This window comes from Mycolicibacterium iranicum, from assembly GCF_002101705.1.
GTDB classification, from domain to species: Bacteria; Actinomycetota; Actinomycetes; order Mycobacteriales; family Mycobacteriaceae; genus Mycobacterium; species Mycobacterium iranicum.
Genome location: NZ_LQPC01000030.1, coordinates 227,093 through 246,719 on the forward strand (window position 1 = coordinate 227,093; position 19,627 = coordinate 246,719).

The 19,627-nt window shown below is 66.5% G+C and carries 16 protein-coding genes; 9 read left to right on the forward strand and 7 right to left on the reverse strand.

Annotation, left to right across the window (positions count from 1 at the left end; genetic code table 11):
• The first annotated feature begins 44 nt into the window (after positions 1–44).
• The 7 genes from fadD3 to AWC12_RS14740 all read left to right on the forward strand — a co-directional run bounded on the left by fadD3 (position 45) and on the right by AWC12_RS14740 (position 8,347).
• The gene (gene fadD3, locus AWC12_RS14710) at positions 45–1,592 is read left to right on the forward strand and encodes a 3-((3aS,4S,7aS)-7a-methyl-1,5-dioxo-octahydro-1H-inden-4-yl)propanoate--CoA ligase FadD3 (protein WP_085175176.1); all 1,548 of its coding nucleotides are present in this window, start codon (positions 45–47) and stop codon (positions 1,590–1,592) included.
• Positions 1,593–2,717 carry an acyl-CoA dehydrogenase family protein gene (locus AWC12_RS14715; protein WP_085175178.1) on the forward strand — a complete coding sequence of 375 codons (1,125 nt, stop codon included), beginning with the start codon at positions 1,593–1,595 and terminating at the stop codon, positions 2,715–2,717.
• 6 nt (positions 2,718–2,723) lie between these two features.
• Positions 2,724–3,680: an acyl-CoA dehydrogenase family protein gene (locus AWC12_RS14720; RefSeq protein ID WP_085175180.1), complete on the forward strand. Its 957-nt coding sequence runs from the start codon at positions 2,724–2,726 to the stop codon at positions 3,678–3,680.
• Positions 3,677–4,618, forward strand: coding sequence for an acyl-CoA dehydrogenase IpdE2 (ipdE2, locus tag AWC12_RS14725; protein ID WP_085175182.1), 942 nt, complete (start codon positions 3,677–3,679; stop codon positions 4,616–4,618). The genes AWC12_RS14720 and ipdE2 overlap by 4 nt, the downstream gene beginning before the upstream one ends.
• 9 nt (positions 4,619–4,627) lie before the next feature.
• Complete coding sequence (locus AWC12_RS14730) at positions 4,628–5,782, forward strand: pyridoxal phosphate-dependent aminotransferase (RefSeq protein ID WP_085175183.1); 1,155 nt, start codon at positions 4,628–4,630, stop codon at positions 5,780–5,782.
• A gap of 13 nt (positions 5,783–5,795) precedes the next feature.
• Positions 5,796–6,962 (forward strand): MFS transporter, encoded by a 1,167-nt coding sequence (locus AWC12_RS14735; protein WP_085175185.1) that lies wholly within the window; start codon positions 5,796–5,798, stop codon positions 6,960–6,962.
• 101 nt (positions 6,963–7,063) lie between these two features.
• On the forward strand, positions 7,064–8,347 hold the full coding sequence (locus tag AWC12_RS14740) for an HNH endonuclease (RefSeq protein WP_085175186.1): 1,284 nt from the start codon (positions 7,064–7,066) through the stop codon (positions 8,345–8,347).
• Positions 8,348–8,373: 26 nt separating this feature from the next.
• Here the strand turns inward: AWC12_RS14740 and AWC12_RS14745 are convergent, their stop codons facing one another.
• From AWC12_RS14745 to xylA, 4 genes are all read right to left on the reverse strand, one after another.
• Entirely contained in the window at positions 8,374–9,633 is a 1,260-nt protein-coding gene (locus AWC12_RS14745) for a sugar ABC transporter permease (protein ID WP_085175188.1), read from the reverse strand.
• A gap of 11 nt (positions 9,634–9,644) precedes the next feature.
• A complete protein-coding gene (locus AWC12_RS14750) occupies positions 9,645–10,448 on the reverse strand; it encodes an ATP-binding cassette domain-containing protein (protein ID WP_085175190.1) in 804 nt (267 codons plus the stop codon).
• A 6-nt stretch (positions 10,449–10,454) separates the two neighbouring features.
• Complete coding sequence (locus tag AWC12_RS14755; RefSeq protein ID WP_085175192.1) at positions 10,455–11,528, reverse strand: sugar ABC transporter substrate-binding protein; 1,074 nt, start codon at positions 11,526–11,528, stop codon at positions 10,455–10,457.
• Positions 11,529–11,634: 106 nt separating this feature from the next.
• On the reverse strand, positions 11,635–12,858 hold the full coding sequence (xylA, locus tag AWC12_RS14760; RefSeq protein ID WP_085175194.1) for a xylose isomerase: 1,224 nt from the start codon (positions 12,856–12,858) through the stop codon (positions 11,635–11,637).
• A 131-nt stretch (positions 12,859–12,989) separates the two neighbouring features.
• Between xylA and AWC12_RS14765 the strand changes: the two genes are divergently transcribed.
• Both AWC12_RS14765 and xylB read left to right on the forward strand, forming a co-directional pair.
• Positions 12,990–14,189 carry an ROK family transcriptional regulator gene (locus AWC12_RS14765; RefSeq protein ID WP_051226709.1) on the forward strand — a complete coding sequence of 400 codons (1,200 nt, stop codon included), beginning with the start codon at positions 12,990–12,992 and terminating at the stop codon, positions 14,187–14,189.
• Positions 14,190–14,191: 2 nt separating this feature from the next.
• Positions 14,192–15,586 (forward strand): xylulokinase, encoded by a 1,395-nt coding sequence (xylB, locus tag AWC12_RS14770; protein ID WP_024446834.1) that lies wholly within the window; start codon positions 14,192–14,194, stop codon positions 15,584–15,586.
• A 1-nt stretch (position 15,587) separates the two neighbouring features.
• On the opposite strand, the gene AWC12_RS14775 is transcribed toward xylB, so the two are convergent.
• From AWC12_RS14775 to AWC12_RS14785, 3 genes are read right to left on the reverse strand one after another with little or no spacing between them, the layout of a single operon-like run.
• The gene (locus tag AWC12_RS14775) at positions 15,588–17,501 is read right to left on the reverse strand and encodes an acetoacetate--CoA ligase (protein WP_085175196.1); all 1,914 of its coding nucleotides are present in this window, start codon (positions 17,499–17,501) and stop codon (positions 15,588–15,590) included.
• On the reverse strand, positions 17,486–18,232 hold the full coding sequence (locus AWC12_RS14780) for a 3-hydroxybutyrate dehydrogenase (protein ID WP_024446836.1): 747 nt from the start codon (positions 18,230–18,232) through the stop codon (positions 17,486–17,488). The genes AWC12_RS14775 and AWC12_RS14780 overlap by 16 nt, the downstream gene beginning before the upstream one ends.
• Positions 18,229–19,611: an MFS transporter gene (locus AWC12_RS14785; RefSeq protein WP_085175198.1), complete on the reverse strand. Its 1,383-nt coding sequence runs from the start codon at positions 19,609–19,611 to the stop codon at positions 18,229–18,231. The genes AWC12_RS14780 and AWC12_RS14785 overlap by 4 nt, the downstream gene beginning before the upstream one ends.
• Positions 19,612–19,627: the final 16 nt, after the last annotated feature.

A 19,627-nucleotide genomic window follows, 5' to 3' on the forward strand; every position in this document is an offset into this window, starting at 1 on the left:
TACCAAGCACTTGCTTGGGTACCCGGATTGTTACAGGAGCTTCGATGATGACCGCCCCGAGGACCACGCCCGCGGTTCTCGAGCGGATCGCGCGCGAGCTCCCCGAGCACCCCGCTGTGGTGACGACGGCCGGCGGCGCCGCCAATCCCGCTCTGGCACGCACGCTCACTTTCGCCGAACTGCGGGCGGAGGTCCGGCAGGCCGCCGCGGCGATGATCGACCTCGGCATCGGACCAGGCGACCGCGTCGCGATCTGGTCGCCGAACACGTGGCACTGGGTCGTCGCGTCGCTGGCCACCCACCACGCCGGCGCGGTGCTCGTCCCGCTCAACACCCGCTACACCGCCAGCGAGGCCGAAGACATCCTGTCGCGCACGTCCGCGCCACTTCTTATCGCATCCGGCGAGTTCCTCGGCGCCGACAAGGCCGCCGGCGTCGACCGCGATTCCCTACCCGCACTGCGTCATATCGTCCGTATCCCGATCGAGAAAGCAGACGGGACGTGGGACGACTTCATGGCGCGCGGGACGGATCTCGCGGCGGTCGACATCCGCACGTCAGCAGTCGACTCCGACGACGTCTCCGACATTCTGTTCACGTCTGGCACCACCGGACGCAGCAAGGGTGTGCGGTGCGCACACCGCCAGTCGCTTGACGCGTCCGCGGCGTGGGCGGCCTGTGGCGAGGTGACCAGCACCGACCGCTACCTGTGCATCAACCCGTTCTTCCACAACTTCGGCTACAAGGCCGGCATCCTGGCCTGCCTGCAGACCGGCGCGACGCTGTTTCCCGAGTTGACGTTCGATCCGGAGAAAACGATGCGTGCCGTGCAAGAGCACGGAATCACCGTCCTGCCCGGCCCGCCGACGATTTACCAGACGCTGCTCGACCACCCGAAGCGCGCCGAGTTCGACCTGAGCTCTCTGCGATTCGCCGTCACCGGTGCGGCAACCATCCCGGTGGTGCTGATCGAACGGATGCAGAGCGAACTCGACATCGACGTCGTGCTCACGGCGTACGGACTGACCGAGGCTGCCGGGTTCGGCACGATGTGCCGTGCCGACGACGACGCCGTCACCGTGGCGACGACATCGGGCCGCCCGATCGCGGATTTCGAACTGCGCATAGGTGATTCCGGAGAAGTGCTGCTGCGCGGACCGAACGTAATGCTCGGCTACCTCGACGATGACGACGCCACCGCCGCGGCAATAGATGCCGACGGCTGGCTACACACCGGCGACATCGGCGAGCTCGACGCTGCAGGAAACCTGAAAATCACCGACCGCCTCAAGGACATGTACATCTGCGGCGGGTTCAACGTGTATCCGGCCGAAATCGAGCAAGTCCTCGCGCGCCTCGACGGTGTCGCGGAGACGGCGGTGATCGGCGTGCCCGACGAAAGGCTCGGTGAGGTCGGCAAGGCCTTCGTGGTCGTCAAGCCCGGCTCCTCCCTGGACGAGAAGGCCGTGATCGCCCACACCAAAGAGCATCTGGCGAACTTCAAGATCCCGCGCTCGGTGGTATTCCTCGACGTGCTGCCCCGCAACCCTGGAGGCAAAGTGGTCAAACCACAACTGCGAGAGATGATGTAAATGGACCTGACTTTCGACGACGCGACGACTGAATTCCGTGCCGAGGTTCGCGACTTCCTGGCCTCGAACAAGGACTCCTTTCCCACCGAGTCCTACGACACCGCAGAAGGTTTCGAGCAACACCGCCGCTGGGACAAGGTGCTCTTTGACGCCGGGCTGTCGGTGATCACCTGGCCCGAGAAGTACGGCGGCCGCGATGCGACCCTTCTGCAGTGGGTGGTCTTCGAAGAGGAATACTTCCGCGCGGGGGCTCCCGGCCGGGCAAGCGCCAACGGCACCTCCATGCTGGCGCCGACCCTGTTCGCGCACGGCACACAGGAGCAGCTGGATCGCATCCTGCCGAAAATGGCCAGCGGCGAGGAGATCTGGGCGCAGGCCTGGTCGGAACCGGAATCCGGCAGCGACCTGGCGTCGCTTCGTTCCTCCGCAACCAAGACCGACGGCGGCTGGTTGCTCAACGGGCAGAAGATCTGGAGCTCACGGGCCGTCTTCGGTGAGCGCGCGTTCGGCCTGTTCCGTTCCGACCCGGAGGCACAGCGCCACAAAGGCCTGACCTACTTCATGTTCGACCTCAAAGCCGACGGCGTCACCGTCCGCTCGATCGCCCAACTCGGCGGCGACACCGGCTTCGGCGAGATCTTCCTCGACGACGTGTTCGTTCCCGACGAGGACGTCATCGGCGCCGCGAACGACGGATGGCGTGCGGCGATGAGCACCTCGAGCAACGAGCGCGGCATGTCGTTGCGCAGCCCGGCCCGCTTCCTTGCCCCGGCGGAACGCCTTGTCGCACAGTGGAAAGACAACCCTGACCCAGCTTTCACCGACCGGGTGGCCGACGCCTGGATCAAGGCACAGGCCTACCGCTTGCACACCTTCGGCACCGTGACGCGGATCTCGAACGGCGGTGAGCTGGGCGCGGAATCGTCGATCACCAAGGTGTTCTGGTCCGACCTGGATGTCGCGCTGCACCAGACAGCGCTCGACCTTCGCGGCGCGGACGGAGAGTTGGTCGATTCCGTGGCCGACGGCCTGCTCTTCGCCCTCGGCGGGCCGATCTATGCCGGCACCAACGAGATTCAGCGCAACATCATCGCCGAGCGGCTGCTGGGCCTGCCTCGAAAGTAGACGAACGTGAACTTTGAGATCGACGAACAGCAGCGGGACTTCGCTGCGAGCATCGACGCTGCGCTGGGCGCTGCCGATCTGCCCGCGGCCGTTCGCGCGTGGGCCGCCGGCGACACGGCGCCAGGACGCAAGGTATGGGCACAGCTGACGGACCTCGGGGTGACCGCTCTGCTGGTACCCGAGAAGTTCGACGGGATTGAGGCCCACCCGGTGGACCTGGTCGTGGCGCTCGAGCGCCTCGGCAAGTGGAACGTGCCCGGGCCCGTCACCGAGTCCATCGCGGTGGCGCCGGTGCTGCTCGGCGACGACGAGCGGTTGGGCGGGTTAGCGTCAGGTGAGCTGATCGCTACCGTGGCCGCGCCTCCCCTGGTCCCTCGCGCTGTCGACGCAGATGCGGCAGGGCTCATTCTGCTCGCCGAAGGTGATTCCATCAGCGACGCGACGGCGGGCCAGGAACACGAGTCCGTGGACCCCGCACGAAAACTGTTCGAGGTCAGCGCATCCGGTGAGTCCCGCACCGCCGACGTGGTACGTGCGTTGGAATTCGGTGCGCTGGCGACGGCCGCGCAGCTGATCGGCGCCGCGCAGGCGATGCTGGACGGATCGGTGGAGTACGCCAAGCAGCGCAGCCAGTTCGGCACCGTCATCGGGACCTATCAGGCCATCAAGCACAAGTTGGCCGATGTTCTGATCGCGATCGAGCTCGCACGACCGCTGGTCTACGGGGCTGCTCTGTCGCTGGCTGACGGATCACCGGATGCCGCCCGCGATGTCAGCGCAGCGAAGGTCGCCGCGGCCGACGCCGCGCTGCTGGCCGCGCGGTCGTCGTTGCAGACGCACGGTGCGATCGGCTATACGCAAGAACACGATCTGTCGCTGTTGTTGCTCCGGGTACAAGCGTTGCGACCTGCGTGGGGAGACCCGACATGGCACCGCAGGCGAGTGTTGGAGGCACTGTCGTGAGCGAAGAACGGGACCTGTTGCGCGACACGGTCGCCGCACTGGTCGAGAAGCACGCCTCTCCCGAGGCGGTGCGCGCGGCGGCCGCATCGGAGCGCGGGTACGACGAAAAGTTGTGGGCCATGCTGTGCGAGCAGGTCGGTGCCGCGGCGCTGGTTGTTCCGGAGGATCTCGGTGGCGCCGGCGGCGAGCTGGGCGACGCCGCCGCAGTTCTCGAAGAGCTCGGCAAGGCGCTGGTGCCCACACCCCTGCTCGGCACGACGCTGGCGGAGCTCGCGCTGCTGTCGGTTGACCAGCCGGACGCCGAACTGCTCGGCGGGCTCGCCGAGGGTACGTCGATCGGCACCGTGGTATTCGACGCCGGGAATGTGCTGAACGGAAACATCGCCGACGTGGTCATCGGCACAGACGGCGAAACCCTCAGTCGCTGGAACTCTTTCGACGTGAAGCCTCTGGCCGCGATGGACATCACCAGGCCGCTGGCCGCGGTGGAGGCGACCGAGACAGAGCCGTTGGGGGCGGATCCGGGCCTCGCGGACGTCGCGGCAATCCTGTTGGCAGCCGAGCAGATCGGTGCGGCGTCGAAGTGTCTCGACCTCACCGTGCAGTACACGAAGGACCGGGTGCAATTCGGTCGGCCCATCGGCAGCTTCCAGGCCCTCAAGCACCGGATGGCCGATCTGTACGTCGCCGTGCAGTCGGCCAAGTCCGTCGTGGACGAAGCAGTCGCCGATCCGTCCCCGACGTCGGCGGCGCTGGCACGGTTGGCGGCCAGCGAGGCGTTCTCGAAGATCGCCGCCGAGGCCGTGCAGATGCACGGCGGCATCGCGATCACCTGGGAGAGCGACATCCAGCTGTACTTCAAGCGAGCACACGGTAGCGCTCAGCTCCTCGGGGCTCCGCGCGAGCAGCTGCGTCGGCTCGAATCCGAGGTGTTCTAGCCTGGCGGGATGAACGTCTCGCTGCGCGCAGGAATCCCCCCGTTCTATGTGATGGACGTGTGGCTCGCCGCGGCCGAACGCCAACGCACCCACGGCGACCTGGTCAACCTGTCCGCCGGGCAGCCGAGCGCGGGCGCCCCGTCGGCGGTGCGTGACGCGGCCGTCGCAGCGCTGAATCGCAATCAGCTCGGCTACACGGTCGCGCTGGGCATCCCCGAGTTGCGTGCAGCCATCGCCGAGTCCTACCACGCGCGCCACGGGCTGTCCGTCGATGCAGACGATGTGGTTGTCACGACGGGGTCGTCGGGAGGCTTCCTGCTGGCCTTCCTGGCGTGCTTCGACGTCGGGGACCGTGTCGCGATCGCCCGCCCTGGCTACCCCTGCTACCGCAACATCCTGTCCGCGCTCGGATGCGAGGTAGTCGAGCTGCCGTGCGGTCCGGAGACGCGATTCCAGCCGACGCTGGACATGCTGACCCAGCTCGACCCTCCGGTGTCCGGCGTGATCGTCGCGAGCCCGGCCAATCCGACGGGTACCGTGATCCCGCCCGAGGAACTGGCAGCCATCGCATCGTGGTGCGAGTCGTCGGGTGTGCGGCTGATCAGCGATGAGGTCTATCACGGTCTGGTCTATCCCGGCGCGCCGGCAACCAGCAGCGCCTGGGAGACGTCACGAGAATCCCTTGTGGTCAATAGTTTTTCGAAGTACTTCGCGATGACGGGGTGGCGGCTGGGCTGGCTGCTGGTGCCGCAGGAGCTGAAGCGGGCGGTCGACTGCCTGACCGGGAACTTCACGATCTGCCCGCCCGTGCTGCCCCAGCTCGCCGCTGTGGCGGCGTTCACCCAGGAGTCCATCGCCGAGGCGGAGGCACTGCTCGACGGCTATGCCACCAACCGGTCTCTAGTACTGGACGGGCTGCGGGCGATCGGCATCGACCGGCTCGCGCCCACCGACGGTGCGTTCTACGTGTACGCCGACGTCTCTCACCTGACCACAGATTCGCTGTCGTTCTGCTCGAAGCTGTTGAACGACACAGGGGTTGCGATTGCGCCCGGGGTCGACTTCGACACGGTACGCGGTGGCGCCCACGTGCGCTTGTCGTTCGCGGGTCCGTCCTCCGACATCGACGAGGCGCTGCGCAGAATCGGAGCCTGGCTGCGTTGATGAACGGCACCGCGTGAGCGCGGCGGCTCAGCGGGCGCCGCTGCTGGCGGCGGGCTTTACGACGGCGTTCGGCGCCCACGCCGTCGCCGGGACGCTCGGCACCACGACGACAGGGACGGCGGCGTCGCTGCTGACCCTCGGCGCGCTGCTGGCGATCTACGACGGCGCCGAGGTGATTCTCAAACCCGTCTTCGGGACACTGGCCGACCGGATCGGGGCGCGCACCGTCTTGATCGCCGGGTTGGTGATCTTCGCTGTGGCGTCTGCGTCGTACGCCATCGCCGATGACCCCGCCTGGCTGTGGGCGGGCCGATTCGGGCAGGGTGTCGGGGCGGCCGCATTCTCGCCTGCCGCATCGGCTCTCGTCGCGCTGTTGACCCCGGCTTCGGCGCAGGGGAGGGCGTTTGGCACGTACGGGTCGTACAAGTCCGTCGGATATACGCTCGGCCCACTGTTGGGTGGTGTGATTGTGGCGTTAGGCGGGCTTCGGTCCCTGTTCGCGGTCATGGCAGCGTTGGCGATCGTCGTGGCGGTGTGGGCGGCGGTCTCCGTTCCGTCGGTCCGCCCGCAACCCCGCGAACGCCAGACACTGGTCGACACGATACGGCGATTCTCCGAGTCCTCCTTCGTCACACCGACGCTCGCGTTGGCCGCCACCACCGCGGCTCTGTCTGTCGGCGTCGGATTCCTTCCGGTTCTGGGTACGCAGGCCGGCCTGTCCCCCGTCGTCACCGGTGCCATCGTGTCGGTCCTTGCGCTGACGACGGCCATCGCGCAACCCGTGGCCGGCCGCGCGCTCGATGCGGACAGAATTACCGTGACGGGAGGAATCACGGTCGGAATCGTCCTCACGGCAGCGGGTTTGGCGCTCGCGTTGTTACCGGGCCTGGTCGGTTTGGTGTCCGCCGCGATCGTCATCGGCGCCGGCTGCGGGCTCATCACACCACTGGCCTTCACGATGCTGGCGAGATCGACGCCCCAGGACCGGCTGGGACAAACGATGGGCGCGGCCGAGATCGGGCGTGAATGCGGCGATGCCGCAGGCCCGCTCGCGGTCGCGTCGATAGCCGCCGTCACCAGTGTGCCGTTCGGATTCGCCGGATTGGCGGTCATCGTGGTGCTGGCTGGCGTGATGACGGCGGGCGTCAACCGAGCCCGCGGGCGTACCGAACGTGCATGACCGGGGTGCCGCCGATCGTGTCGCGAGGATCTGCACGACGAAAGTGGGTCACGGAAGAAGATTGCGCGAATTTGTCGGACCGTCGGCGTAGCATAGGCATCATGTTCGAAAGTTTGTTCGATATCGATCCCGATGCGTCGGAGGCGCACCTGCGGGATGTTGTCGAGCGCTGCGAGGAACTGAAGTCGAAAGCTGCTGCCGCTCAGGCGCGCGCGACGGCGTTGTGGGCGGCCAGACGCGCTGCCGCCGAAGCCGCCTCAGGGATACCGGCAAGGCGACGCGGCAAGGGGTTGGCTTCGGAGATCGCGCTGGCGCGTCGCGATGCCCCCGCCTGCGGCAACACCCACTTGGGCATGGCCAAGGCACTGGTCAACGAAATGCCCTGCACCATGGCGGCTTTGGAACGAGGGCAGCTGTCGGAGTACCGCGCGTTGCTGATTGTGCGGGAGTCAGCATGTCTGTCGATCGAGGATCGCCGCACATTGGATGCCGAACTCGCGGAAGAAGCCAACGGATTCGAGGGCTGGGGCAATCGGCGAGTGGCGGCCGAAGCGAAGAGAATCACCGCGCGCCTCGATGCGGCGGCTGTGGTGGAACGTAACAATAAGGCCGTCAAAGACCGTTGCGTGACCACCCGGCCAGCCCCCAACGGCATGGTCTACCTGACGTTCCTGATGCCGCTCACGCTAGGGATCGGCATGTATGCCGCCCTCAAGCGCGAAGCCGACATCTGCGGCGACGGTCGCTCTCGAGGGCAGATCATGACCGATACCGCGTATGAGCGTGTAACAGGAAGGCCTGCTGCAGAACCTGTTTCGGTGTCACTCAACCTGGTGATGGCTGACACCACGCTCGCCGGCGACGACACGGAACCGGCGTGGCTCGATGGCTACGGACCCATCCCGGCGGGATTCGCCTGCAAGCTGACCGGTGACGCCGTCACTGACGCGAATGCCAAGGCCACACTGCGGCGGTTGTACCGCCACCCGAAGTCGGGGCAGCTGGTGGCCATGGAGTCGCGGTCGCGGATCTTCCCGAAGGGACTGGCCCATTTCATCGGGATCCGGGACCGCACGTGCCGAACCCCGTACTGCGACGCCCCGATCCGTCACCACGACCATGCCACTCCCGACCGCGAAGGCGGAAAGACCAACGCGCTGAATGGGCTCGGCGCGTGCGAAGCGTGCAACTACGCCAAGGAGGCCCCGGGCTGGGAGGTTGTCACCAGCCAGCGCGATGGAGAACACAGAGCCGAGTACACGACGCCGACCGGGGCGACCTATCGGTCCATGGCACCATCGCTGCCCGGGATTCCGGTACGTCAGAAAATCAGCCTCGCCGAAGGCCGAATCAGCATCGACCTCGTCACGTTCAGAGCAGCGTGAGACGGACGAATGTCGTTGCAGCGCAGCTATGCGAGGCCGGTCGAGGAGCGTCGGCGGCGGGAGATCGCGTCGACGCTGGCCGCAAGCAGGAGCACTCCTCCGGTTACCAGGAAGTTGATGTAGGACGACTGGTTCAGCAGGCCAAGGCCATTGGCGATGGTGGCGACGACCACACCGCCGATCACCGCATCAAGGGCACGGCCCTTGCCGCCGAACAGGCTGGTGCCACCGATGACGGCAGCGCCGACCGCATACAGCAGAACGTTACCCGCGCCGGAAGACGCCGACACCTTGCCGGCATACGACGCCGCGATGATTCCGCTGAGCGCTGCGAGAGAAGAACAGACGACGAAGACCGAGATGCGGATTCGGTCCACGTTGATCCCAGCGCGTCGCGCGGCTTCGGCATTTCCGCCGACCGCGTAGATGTGCCTGCCGTACGACGTTCGTTTGAGCACCACCGTCAGCACGATCAGCAGCACCAGGATCAGCGGCAGGACATAGGGAATGCCGCTGATCTCCGCTCTGGCGTTGACGCTCCGATTGACGCTGAGGATGTAGGTCACGCCCAGCACCACCGCCGCGACGGCGGCCACTCGCACGACGACGACACCCAGCGGCGAGTTCGCCAGGTTCAGTGCCTTCTTGCGCCGGTAGTTATAGAACTCCAGAGCGGCGAAGCCCAGGACGACGACGAGTGCGAGCGCCCAACCGACCGTGACGGGCAGGTTGCTGATCGTCAGACCGCGGATGACGGGATCGTCCACACGCACCGAACCGCCCTCACCGATGAGCTTCAGCGTCACGCCTTGCAGGCCGAGGAAGAACGCCAAAGTCACGACGAACGAAGGGATTCCGAGCTTCGCCCGCAACAGGCCGATCACCAGGCCGATCACGGCACCGATCGCGGTCCCCGCGAGAATCGCCGCCCACCATGGCCAGTCGAGATTGACGACGGTCAGCGCCATGACACAGGCGGAGACACCGCCGGCGACACCCGCCGACAGGTCGATGTCACCGAGCAGCAGGACGAACACCAGTCCCATCGCCAGCACGCAGATCGAGCCGGCCTGAGTGATCAGGTTGGCCAGATTCAGCGCCGACAGGAAGCGGTCGTTGGCCAGGCCGAACACGACGAAGAGCACGATGAGGCCCAGAACCGCCGGCAGCGAACCCATGTCACCGCCGCGCACCCGCTGGAGATAGCCGCGCACCGCGTCGCCGAATGTCTGATCGATGCGAGTGTCCTCGGCGAAGTCCGCGTCGGCCAGTGTTTCGGAAGTCATCTGTCCTCTGCTCACATCGACTCCGCGGCCTGCGCGGGCGCAAGACCCAGACCTCCGGAGCGCCCTGCGGTGATCAGTTCCACCACCTGGCCGTGCGTGACGTCCGACGCCTTGACGTCGGCGGCCACCCGGCCGAGGTACAGCGCGCAGATCCGGTCTGCCACTTCGAAAACGTCGTTCATGTTGTGCGAGATCAACACCACCCCGAGCCCTTGCGCGGCAAGTCTGCGAACCAGGTCGATCACCTGCCGCGTCTGCGCGACACCGAGCGCCGCCGTCGGCTCGTCGAGCAGAACCACCTTGGAGTTCCACAGCACCGACTTCGCGATCGCCACGGTCTGCCGCTGCCCGCCGGACAGACTCGACACCGGCTGCCGCACCGATTTCACCGTCCGCACCGACAACGACGTCAGCGCGTCGCGGGCCATCGTCTCCATCCGGGCCTCGTCGAGCATTCCCCGGCTCGTGAGTTCACGCCCCAGGAACATGTTTTCGACGATGTCGAGGTTGTCGCACAGCGCCAGATCCTGATAGACCACCTCGACCCCGAGCGCCGACACGTCGTTGGGGCTGCGCACCGTCACCGGCTTGCCCTCGAACAGGTAGGTGCCGGTGTCGATGGGATGAATCCCCGCGATCGCCTTGACCAGAGTCGACTTGCCCGCGCCGTTGTCCCCGACCAAAGCCGTGACTTGGCCGGGATAGACGCTGAAGTCGACGTCGTGCAGGACGTGGACCACACCGAAACTCTTGTTGACGCCCTGCAACTCAAGAATGGGACGAACTCGAGGTTCCGGAGCGACAGATCCGGTCATCGGCGGTCAGGCTCCCGCAGCTGTGCACATCGCCGCGAACTGACCCGCGCACACCTCTTCCTTGGACTGCCCGCCATCGTCGAAGACGATGCCGATGTTGTCCTTGGTGACCGACTTCGGCGTCAACAGCACCGACGGCACATCGCGGCCGCCCGTGTCATCCCGCGAGGTGCTCGTCGTCTTGGGCTCCTCGCCATTGGCCAACGCGATCGCCACCTCGGCAAGCGCATTGGCCTCTTCGGTAGCCGACTTGTAGACGGTCATGCACTGCGTGCCCGCAAGGATGTTCTGCAGGCCTTCCACAGTGGCGTCCTGGCCGGTGACCGGTACCTGGCCTGCGCGCTTGTTCTTCTCCAGGATCGAGATCACCGAACCCGCGAGGCCGTCGTTGGCGGCGTACACCCCGTCGACCCGTCCGTCGGCAGCCGTGTAGAGCTGCTCGAAGATCGTCACGGCCTTGTCGTTGTCCCAATCGGGCACCGCCTGCTCACCGACGATGGTGATGGACGGTGTCTTGTCGACCACCGAGTGTGCACCCGCACTGAACAGCGTCGCGTTGTTGTCGGTCGGAGATCCGTTGAGGAACACCACATTTGCGGGTCTGCCGCCGAGGCAGTCGACCAGTCCCTGCCCCTGGAGTTCGCCGACGACGTTGTTGTCGAACGAGACGTACACATCCGCGGACCCACCGAGGGTAAGGCGGTCGTAGTCAATGGTCTTCACGCCTTGGGCGGCGGCCTTCTCCTGGATCGAGGCGCCGCTGTCAGAGTCGAGGTTGACGATGGCGAGCACCGTGACACCGTCGGCGATCATGCCGTCGGCGATGGTGGCCATCGTGTCGGCTGATCCTTCGGCGTTCTGGATCGTGTACTCCACGCCGGCTTGCTTGAACGCGGCCTCCAACGCGGGCCGGTCCTTGGTCTCCCATCGGACCGACGACTTCGTGTCCGGCAGGATCACACCGACCTTGCCGCCGCCTCCGCCCTCGGCAGACTGCGAATCGGTATTGGAGCCGCACGCAGTCAGCGCCATGCTGATTCCCACGACGGCGGTGACGAGCAGGGTGCTGGTTCGCTTCACAGAATTCCTCCGAACACGTCGTGACACATTTTGTTGCCTGGTTTCACATATAGCGTGAGCTGGATCACGCTGTGTCTGCTTTGACCGATTGCCGGGGCAGGACGGTTCACCGTGCGCCCAACAGATGCTCGATGGCCAACTGATTCAGAGTGACGAAGCCGCAACCCTTTCCGCCGAAGTACGCGCCGGTGTCGAAGTCCTCGTACGCCGTGCGGTCAGCGATCAGATCGGCATAGGACTCCCCGTCGTTCAGCGTGGGGGTACGCAGTTCGGCGACCTTGGCCGCGGCCATCGCCTCCTGCACGGCGGGGTCGGCCCGGAACGCGGCCGCGCGCCGGCGCAGCAACAGGTACATCCGCATGTTGGCTGCCGCCGACGCCCACACGCCGCTGACGTCCTCGGTACGGCTGGGTTTGTAGTCGAAGTGCCGCGGCCCGTCGTAGGCGGGCCCACCGTCCGGTCCGCCGTTCTCGAGTAGATCGACCAGAGCGAACGCGTTGGCCAAGTCGCCGTGGCCGAACACGAGATCCTGGTCGAACTTGATGCCTCGCTGCCCGTTGAGGTCGATGTGGAACAGCTTGCCGCTGTAGAGCGCCTGCGCGATGCCGTGCACGAAGTTCAGTCCGGCCATCTGCTCGTGGCCGGTCTCGGGATTGACGCCGACCATCTCGGGGTGGGCCAGGGTATCGATGAATGCCAGCGCGTGTCCGACGGTCGGCAGCAGGATGTCACCCCGCGGTTCGTTCGGCTTCGGTTCGATCGCAAACCTCAATCCGCTGCCCTGGTCGATCACGTACTGGCACAACAGGTCCAGCGCTTCGCGATAGCGGTCCAGCGCCGCGCGGACATCCTTGGCGGAGTCGTATTCGCTCCCTTCGCGACCGCCCCACATGACGAATGTCTGCGCGCCCAGTTCTGCAGCAAGGTCGAGGTTGCGCAGCACCTTACGTAGCGCGTAACGGCGCACCGAGCGGTCATTGCTGGTAAACCCGCCGTCTTTGAAGACAGGCTGGGTGAACAGGTTGGTCGTCACCATCGGCACGACGAGGCCGGCCGCGCTGAGCGCAGAGCTGAAGCGGTCGATCGCCTGCCTGCGCTCGGCGTCGGAGCTGCCGAACGCGAACAGATCGTCGTCGTGGAACGTCACGCCGTACGCGCCCAGTTCAGCGAGCCGCTCGACCGCATCCACCGCATCCACCGCAGGCCGCGTGGCCACCCCGAACGGATCGACGCCGGGCCAGCCGACCGTCCAGAGTCCGAACGAGAATTTGTCGGACAGACGCGGTGTCAGATCGTCCGCTGCGGTGGCAGCGGAGTCCAGGACGGTCATCGGGTACTCCCTCGGGAATCATGGCTGCCGGAAATGGGCGCCACGGGCGGAGAAATATGCTTTTGTTCTCTGTGCGAACATAAAATGTGGCCTGCGACACTGTCAAGGCCGAATCAAAGGACGGGAGGCCGGTGAAACCGACCGAAGAGCGCCCGGACGCGCGCCGAGCGCCGGGCCGCACAACGGGGGTCGGCACCAGCACCGACGACGTCCGGCGGCGCAACCTGTCCAGCGTCTTGACGCTGGTCCACCGCCATCGCGCACTCAGCCGCGCCGACCTCACCCGACACACCGGCCTGTCACGTTCCACCACAAAAGATCTCGTCGAAGAGCTCGTCGAGCGGGGTCTGGTCGAGGAATCACCGGCGCCGTCGGTGTCGCAAGTCGGGCGGCCCAGCCCCATCGTGCGTCCCAGCAACCGGGTGCTCGCCATCGCCGTTACACCCGAGGTAGACGCGGTGACCGTGGGCGTCGTCTCGCTCGGCGGCGCAGTGCTCGACGTCATCCGACAGCCGACCGATCGAATTCCCACACCCGCGGAGATGGTTACCATCGCCGCCGCCGCTATCGCCGACATCGGCCGAACCCTGAGCGACGAACAGCTGGTGACGGCCGTCGGCGTCGCGGTCCCCGGTCTTGTGCATGCACCCGAGTCCATGGTGCAGCTCGCCCCGAATCTCGACTGGCATGACGTCAAGATCGGCGAGATGCTCAGCACTGCAACGGGATTACCTGTGTACGCGGCCAACGACGCCAACGCCGGGGCGATCGCCGAGCACCTGTTCGGCAAACACCAGAACGCCGAGCACATGATCTACGTCAACGGCGGGCCCAGCGGTATCGGTGCCGGCTTCGTCGTCGCGGGCGGGCTGCTCGACGGCGTCGCGGGCTATGCGGGCGAACTCGGCCACACCTACGTCGGCGGCGTCGAACAGTGCCACTGCGGCAGCATCGGGTGCTTGGAGACCGAGGTCACCCAGGCGCCTCTGGCACGTCTGCTTGCCGACCTGGACGGCGACACGAATGCCGATCCGCCCGCGCACACTCACGCAGAGCGCGACGTCTTGAACCGGCAGGCAAAGTCTTTGGCGATCGCTCTGGGCAATGCGATCAACATGCTCAACCCCCGCCTGATCGTGCTCGGCGGATTCCTGCGCGTCTTCCCGGCCTTCGCCGCGGCGGCCCTGCACGAAGAGCTCACCCGGCGCAGCATGGGCGCACCGCGCGACCTCGTCCGCGTCGTGCCCGCCACCCTCGGCGCGGACACCTTGGTCATCGGCGCGGCCGAACTGGCCTTCGCGCCCGTACTCCTCGATCCAGGAAGGTATTAGAAATGGCACTCGTGGCGGGTATCGATTCATCGACCCAGTCGTGCAAGGTCCAGATCTGCGATGCGGACACCGGCAAGGTGGTGCGCTCGGCAAGCTCCCCGCATCCGGACGGCACGGAGGTCGACCCCCGGCATTGGTGGGACGCCCTGCAGCGCAGCGTCGAATCGGCCGGCGGACTCGACGATGTGTCCGCCGTGTCGGTGGGCGCGCAGCAGCACGGCATGGTATGCCTCGACTCCGCAGGCCACGTCGTCCGAGAGGCATTGCTGTGGAACGATACTCGATCAGGTGAGGCTGCCGAGCAGCTGGTCGGGGAACTCGGCGGTCCCGCCGAGTGGGCGCGTCGCACCGGCGTCGTTCCCGTCGCAGCGGTGACCGCCACCAAACTGCGCTGGCTCGCTGACCACGAACCGGAGCATGCGGACGCGACCGCCGCGGTCTGCCTCCCCCACGACTGGCTGACATGGCGCCTGCGGGGTTCCGCCGACATCGCCGACCTCTGCACCGACCGCAGCGACGCCAGCGGCACCGGCTACTTCGCGGCCGAAAGCAGCAGCTACCAGGACGATCTGCTCGAACTCGCATTCCGCGGTCGCAGTCCCGCACTGCCGCGCGTGCTCGGACCGAACGAATCGGCAGGCGAGACGCCGCACGGCGCCGTGCTGGGGCCCGGAGCGGGCGACAACGCAGCCGCGGCCCTCGGATTATCCGCCGGGCGCGGCGACTGTGTCGTGTCGCTGGGAACGTCGGGAGTGGTCAGCGCCGTGGGCGATGCGGCGTCGCACGATCCGGAGGGCATCGTCGCCGGTTTCGCCGATGCCACCGGACGCCAGTTGCCGTTGGTGTGCACGCTCAACGGGGCGCCCGTCCTCGCCGCGGTCGCAGCGATGCTGCAGGTGGGCTTCGACGAGTTCGACAAGCTGGCGCTGTCCGCCGCGGCGGGCGCGGACGGCCTTGTCCTGGTGCCCTACTTCGAGGGCGAGAGATCGCCCAATCTGCCGCGTGCAGCCGGCGCGCTCCACGGCGTGACCACGCGGAACCTCAACTCCGCCAACATCGCCCGCGCGGCGGTCGAGGGCCTGTTGAGCTCGATGGCCTACTGCATCGACAAGATCAATGAGCAGGGTGTCGAGGCCGATCGAATTATTCTCATCGGCGGCGGGGCGCGCTCGGAGGCCGTGAAGCGAATCGCCCCCGCGGTCTTCGGCCGAGCCGTGGATGTGCCCCCACCCGCCGAGTACGTCGCCCTCGGCGCGGCGCGACAGGCCGCCTGGGTGCTCTCCGGCGATGCATCGCCCCCGCAGTGGTCGACGGACTCGGCCGTCCGCTACGAGGCCGACGCGACCCCCCAGGTACTGGAGCAATACCACGCCGCCGCGGATCTGACGCTGCGCTGAGTCAGATGCGTCGCTGCGCGACGTACCAGTCCAGCAGCGCCGGATCGTCGACAGCGCTGCGTTCGACCACCTTGGCTGGGTCCCCGCCCTGGAAGAGCTTCTTCACGGGAACCTCCAGCTTCTTGCCGGTGCGGGTATGGGGAATTCCTGGGGCGACGATGATCTCGTCCGGAACGTGACGGGGCGACACTTCGGTGCGCACGGCATCGTCGATCTTCTCGCTCAGCGCGTCGGTGAGTTCGACGCCCTCGGCAAGCACGACGAACAGCGGCATCCAGTAGCCGCCGTCGGGCTGCTCCGCGCCTATCACCAGCGCCTCGACCACCTCGGGCAGGCTCTCAACGGCCTGATAGATGTCGGCGCTGCCCATCCGGATGCCGTGCCGATTGAGAGTCGAATCCGAACGGCCGTGCACGATGACACTGCCGTGGTCGGTGAGGGTGATCCAGTCGCCGTGGCGCCAGACGCCAGGGAACATCTCGAAATAGGCTTCTCGATAACGGCTTCCATCGTCATCGCGCCAGAAGCCAACGGGCATAGACGGCATCGGTCGGGTGATGACCAGTTCGCCCACCTCGCCGCGCACGGGGTGGCCCGATTCGTCCCATGCGTCGAGGGCCACACCCAGGAACGGGGCGGACAATTCGCCGGGCCATACCGGCACCGTACGCACTCCGCCCATGAACGCCGACACCACATCGGTGCCTCCGCTGATAGACGCGACCTGAACTCCGACATGGTCGGCCAGCCACTCCGACGTCGTCGCCGGCAGCGACGACCCGGTGATCCCGACGGTGCGCAGCGCCGAAAGGTCATGCTTCTCCGCCGGTTCCGCACCGGCCTTCATACATCCGAGAACATACCCGGGACTTGTGCCCAGAACTGTGGCGCGCACCCGGGCGGCGATTTCCCACAACGCATCCGGGCGACCCGCCGACGGGCTGCCGTCGTAGCACACGATGGTCGCTCCGACCAGCAGCCCGGCGATCTGGAAATTCCACATCATCCAGCTGGGGCTGGTGAACCAGAAGAAGGTATCGGCGCGGCCGATATCGGACTGCAACGCAACGGCTTTGAGATGTTCGACCACCACACCTCCGTGACCGTGCACAATGCCCTTGGGCAAGCCGGTGGTCCCCGACGAGAACAGGATCCACAGTGGGTGGTCGAACGGCACCGCGGCACCGCGCAACGTATCGTCGCTGCTGTCGGCGAGATCGTCGGCGGTGAATGTCGCGGCCAGCGTCGGCAGTCCGTCACGGAGCGTGGCCACGTCGTCGCGCTTGTCGCGGTACTTCCCGCCGAACACGTAACCGTCAGCTGCCACAAGTACTTTCGGTTCCAGCTGGCCGAGACGGTCCAGCGCGGCTCTGGCCGAGTAGTCCTGGCCGCACGCACTCCACACCGCGCCGAGGCTGGCCGTCGCGAGGAACGCGATGACCGCCTCGGGGTTATTCGGCAGATAGCCCGCGACGCGGTCTCCGGGCTGGACACCCGCGGCTCGCAGCTTGTCCGCGAACGCCGCCGAGCGGCCGAGCAGCTCAGCCCATGAGACCTGACGGTCGGGCGCGTCCTCACTGACGTAGAGGATCGCCGGGCGGTCGGTGCGCGCATGGCGCGCGACCTGGTCGACGTAGTTCAAGGTCGCTCCGGGAAACCAGCGGGCTCCCGGCATTTCGGCGTCTTCGAGGACGCGCCCGGGACGCTGCCCCAGCTCGAAGTAGTCCCAGAGCGCCGCCCAGAACCCTTCGATGTCGTCCACGGACCACTGCCAGAGGGCGTGGTAGTCCGGGAACTGCGTGCCGGTGCGCCGCGCGACGAAGCGGGCGAAGTCGGTGACGATAGCGCTGTCGACGTCCTGCTCGGTGGGGGTCCACTGCGGTGTGGCCGCCACTGCCGTCATCGGGCGCTCCATCCGCCGTCCATGGTGTACGACGCACCCGTGACCATGCCGGCAGCGGGCGACGCGAGCCAGGCGACCAACGAGCCCACCTCATCCGGCTCGACGAGTCGCTTCACCGCGCTCTCCTTGAGCAGGATGTCCGACACCACCTGATCTTCGCCGATGTTGTGTGTTCTGGCCTGGTCGGCGATCTGCTTGGTCACCAGCGGGGTGCGGACATAGCCGGGATTGATGCAATTGCTGGTCACCCCGTGCGGTCCTCCCTCGAGCGCGGTGACCTTCGACAGCCCCTCCATCGCGTGCTTGGCGGTAACGTAGGCGACCTTGAAGGGGGACGCGCGCAGACCGTGGATCGACGAGATGTTGATGACCCGGCCGAACTCATTGCGGTACATATGCGGAAGCGCGGCCCGAATCAACAGGAACGGCGCCTCGACCATCAACGCCAGCATGGACCGAAACTTCTCCGGCGGGAACTGGGCGATCTCACTGATGCTCTGAACGCCGGCATTGTTGACCAGGATGTCGGTTTCCAACGACAGCGATTCCAACGCCTCGACATCGAGAAGGTCCAGCGTCCAGGAAGTTCCGCCGATTTCCTGAGCCACGGTTTTCGCGCCGACGTCATCGATGTCGGCGACGGTGACCGTAGCGCCGGCGGCCGCCAGCGACCGTGCGCAGGCCGCACCGATTCCGCTGGCACCGCCGGTCACCAGTGCGGTGCGCCCGTTCAGATCGGTCATACGGCGCGCGCCTTGCTCTCGGATCGCGCGACGTCCTCGGCGTCGGCGACGTCGAGCGTCTTGAGATCCAGCCCGTTGGTCTCCCGGGCCACCACCACCGACACCAGCGTGATGGCACACGCGATCGCCAGATAGATCGCGATGGGAACCGGCGAGTCGTAGATGTCCAGCAGCTTGACCGCGATGAGCGGTGCCAGCGACCCGGCGACAATCGATGTCACCTGATAACCAAGGGACACACCCGAATACCGCATCCGGGTCGGGAACATCTCGGCCATGATGGCCGGCTGCGGCGCGTACATGAAGGCGTGGATGACCAGGCCGAGAGTGACCGCCGCGGTGATGATCACGTAGTTGTTGCTGTTCATCATCGGGAAGGCGAAGAAGCCCCACGTCGCGCCGAGGACGGCCCCGACGGTGTACACGGGTCGACGGCCGAAGCGGTCCGACAGGTGGCCGACCAGTGGCACGACCGCGAAGTGCACGATGTGCGCGACGAGCAGGTACCGCAGGATCGAGTTGGTGTCGGTGCCCACCTGCACCTTCAAATACGTGATCGTGAAGGTGACGACCAGGTAGTACATGATGTTCTCGCCGAAGCGCAGACCCATGGCGGTGAACACGCCACGCGGATAACGCTTCAGCACCTCGATGACGCTGTACGACGACGCCTTGATCCGCTCCGCTTCCTGTTGTGCCGCAACGAAGATCGGGGCGTCGGTGACCTTGGTGCGAATGTAGTAGCCGATCAGCACCACCACGGCCGAAAGCCAGAAGGCCACCCGCCAGCCCCAGGACAGGAACGCATCGTCGGAGAGGGTTCCGGTCAGGATCAGCAACACGACGGTGGCGAGCAGGTTGCCCATCGGCACGCCGGCCTGCGGCCAGCTGGCCCAGAACCCGCGCTGCCTGTCGGGGCTGTGCTCGGCGACGAGCAACACCGCGCCGCCCCACTCACCTCCGACGGCGAAGCCTTGAATGAAGCGCAGCGTCACCAGCAATCCCGGCGCCCAGTAGCCGATCTGCCCGAACGTCGGCAGACAGCCCATCAGGAAGGTGGCCACGCCGACCAGCAGCAAGCTGAACTGCAGCAGCTTCTTGCGGCCGTACTTGTCACCGAAGTGCCCGAACACCACGCCGCCGACCGGGCGCGCGACGAATCCGACCGCGTAGGTGGCGAAAGCCAGGAAGATCGCGTTGAGCTCGCTGGTGGTCTCGGAGAAGAACACCTTGTTGAACACCAGCGTGGCCGCGGTGCCGTAGAGGAAGAACTCGTACCACTCGACGACCGTGCCCGCCATGGAGGCGGCGACGACGCGTTTGAGACCTTTCGAGATCGAGCCCGGTCCGTCGGACCGAGACTCTTGTTGCGTGCTCATCGCCGCATCCCTCCTT

Excerpts from the sequence above, each read along its gene's own strand:
- fadD3 (WP_085175176.1), top strand. The coding sequence starts at position 45 with ATGATGACCGCCCCGAGGACCACGCCCGCGGTTCTCGAGCGGATCGCG.
- AWC12_RS14715 (WP_085175178.1), top strand. The coding sequence starts at position 1,593 with ATGGACCTGACTTTCGACGACGCGACGACTGAATTCCGTGCCGAGGTT.
- AWC12_RS14730 (WP_085175183.1), top strand. The coding sequence starts at position 4,628 with ATGAACGTCTCGCTGCGCGCAGGAATCCCCCCGTTCTATGTGATGGAC.
- AWC12_RS14740 (WP_085175186.1), top strand. The coding sequence starts at position 7,064 with ATGTTCGAAAGTTTGTTCGATATCGATCCCGATGCGTCGGAGGCGCAC.
- AWC12_RS14745 (WP_085175188.1), bottom strand. The coding sequence starts at position 9,633 with ATGACTTCCGAAACACTGGCCGACGCGGACTTCGCCGAGGACACTCGC.
- AWC12_RS14750 (WP_085175190.1), bottom strand. The coding sequence starts at position 10,448 with ATGACCGGATCTGTCGCTCCGGAACCTCGAGTTCGTCCCATTCTTGAG.
- xylA (WP_085175194.1), bottom strand. The coding sequence starts at position 12,858 with ATGACCGTCCTGGACTCCGCTGCCACCGCAGCGGACGATCTGACACCG.
- xylB (WP_024446834.1), top strand. The coding sequence starts at position 14,192 with ATGGCACTCGTGGCGGGTATCGATTCATCGACCCAGTCGTGCAAGGTC.
- AWC12_RS14775 (WP_085175196.1), bottom strand. The coding sequence starts at position 17,501 with ATGGAGCGCCCGATGACGGCAGTGGCGGCCACACCGCAGTGGACCCCC.
- AWC12_RS14780 (WP_024446836.1), bottom strand. The coding sequence starts at position 18,232 with ATGACCGATCTGAACGGGCGCACCGCACTGGTGACCGGCGGTGCCAGC.
- AWC12_RS14785 (WP_085175198.1), bottom strand. The coding sequence starts at position 19,611 with ATGAGCACGCAACAAGAGTCTCGGTCCGACGGACCGGGCTCGATCTCG.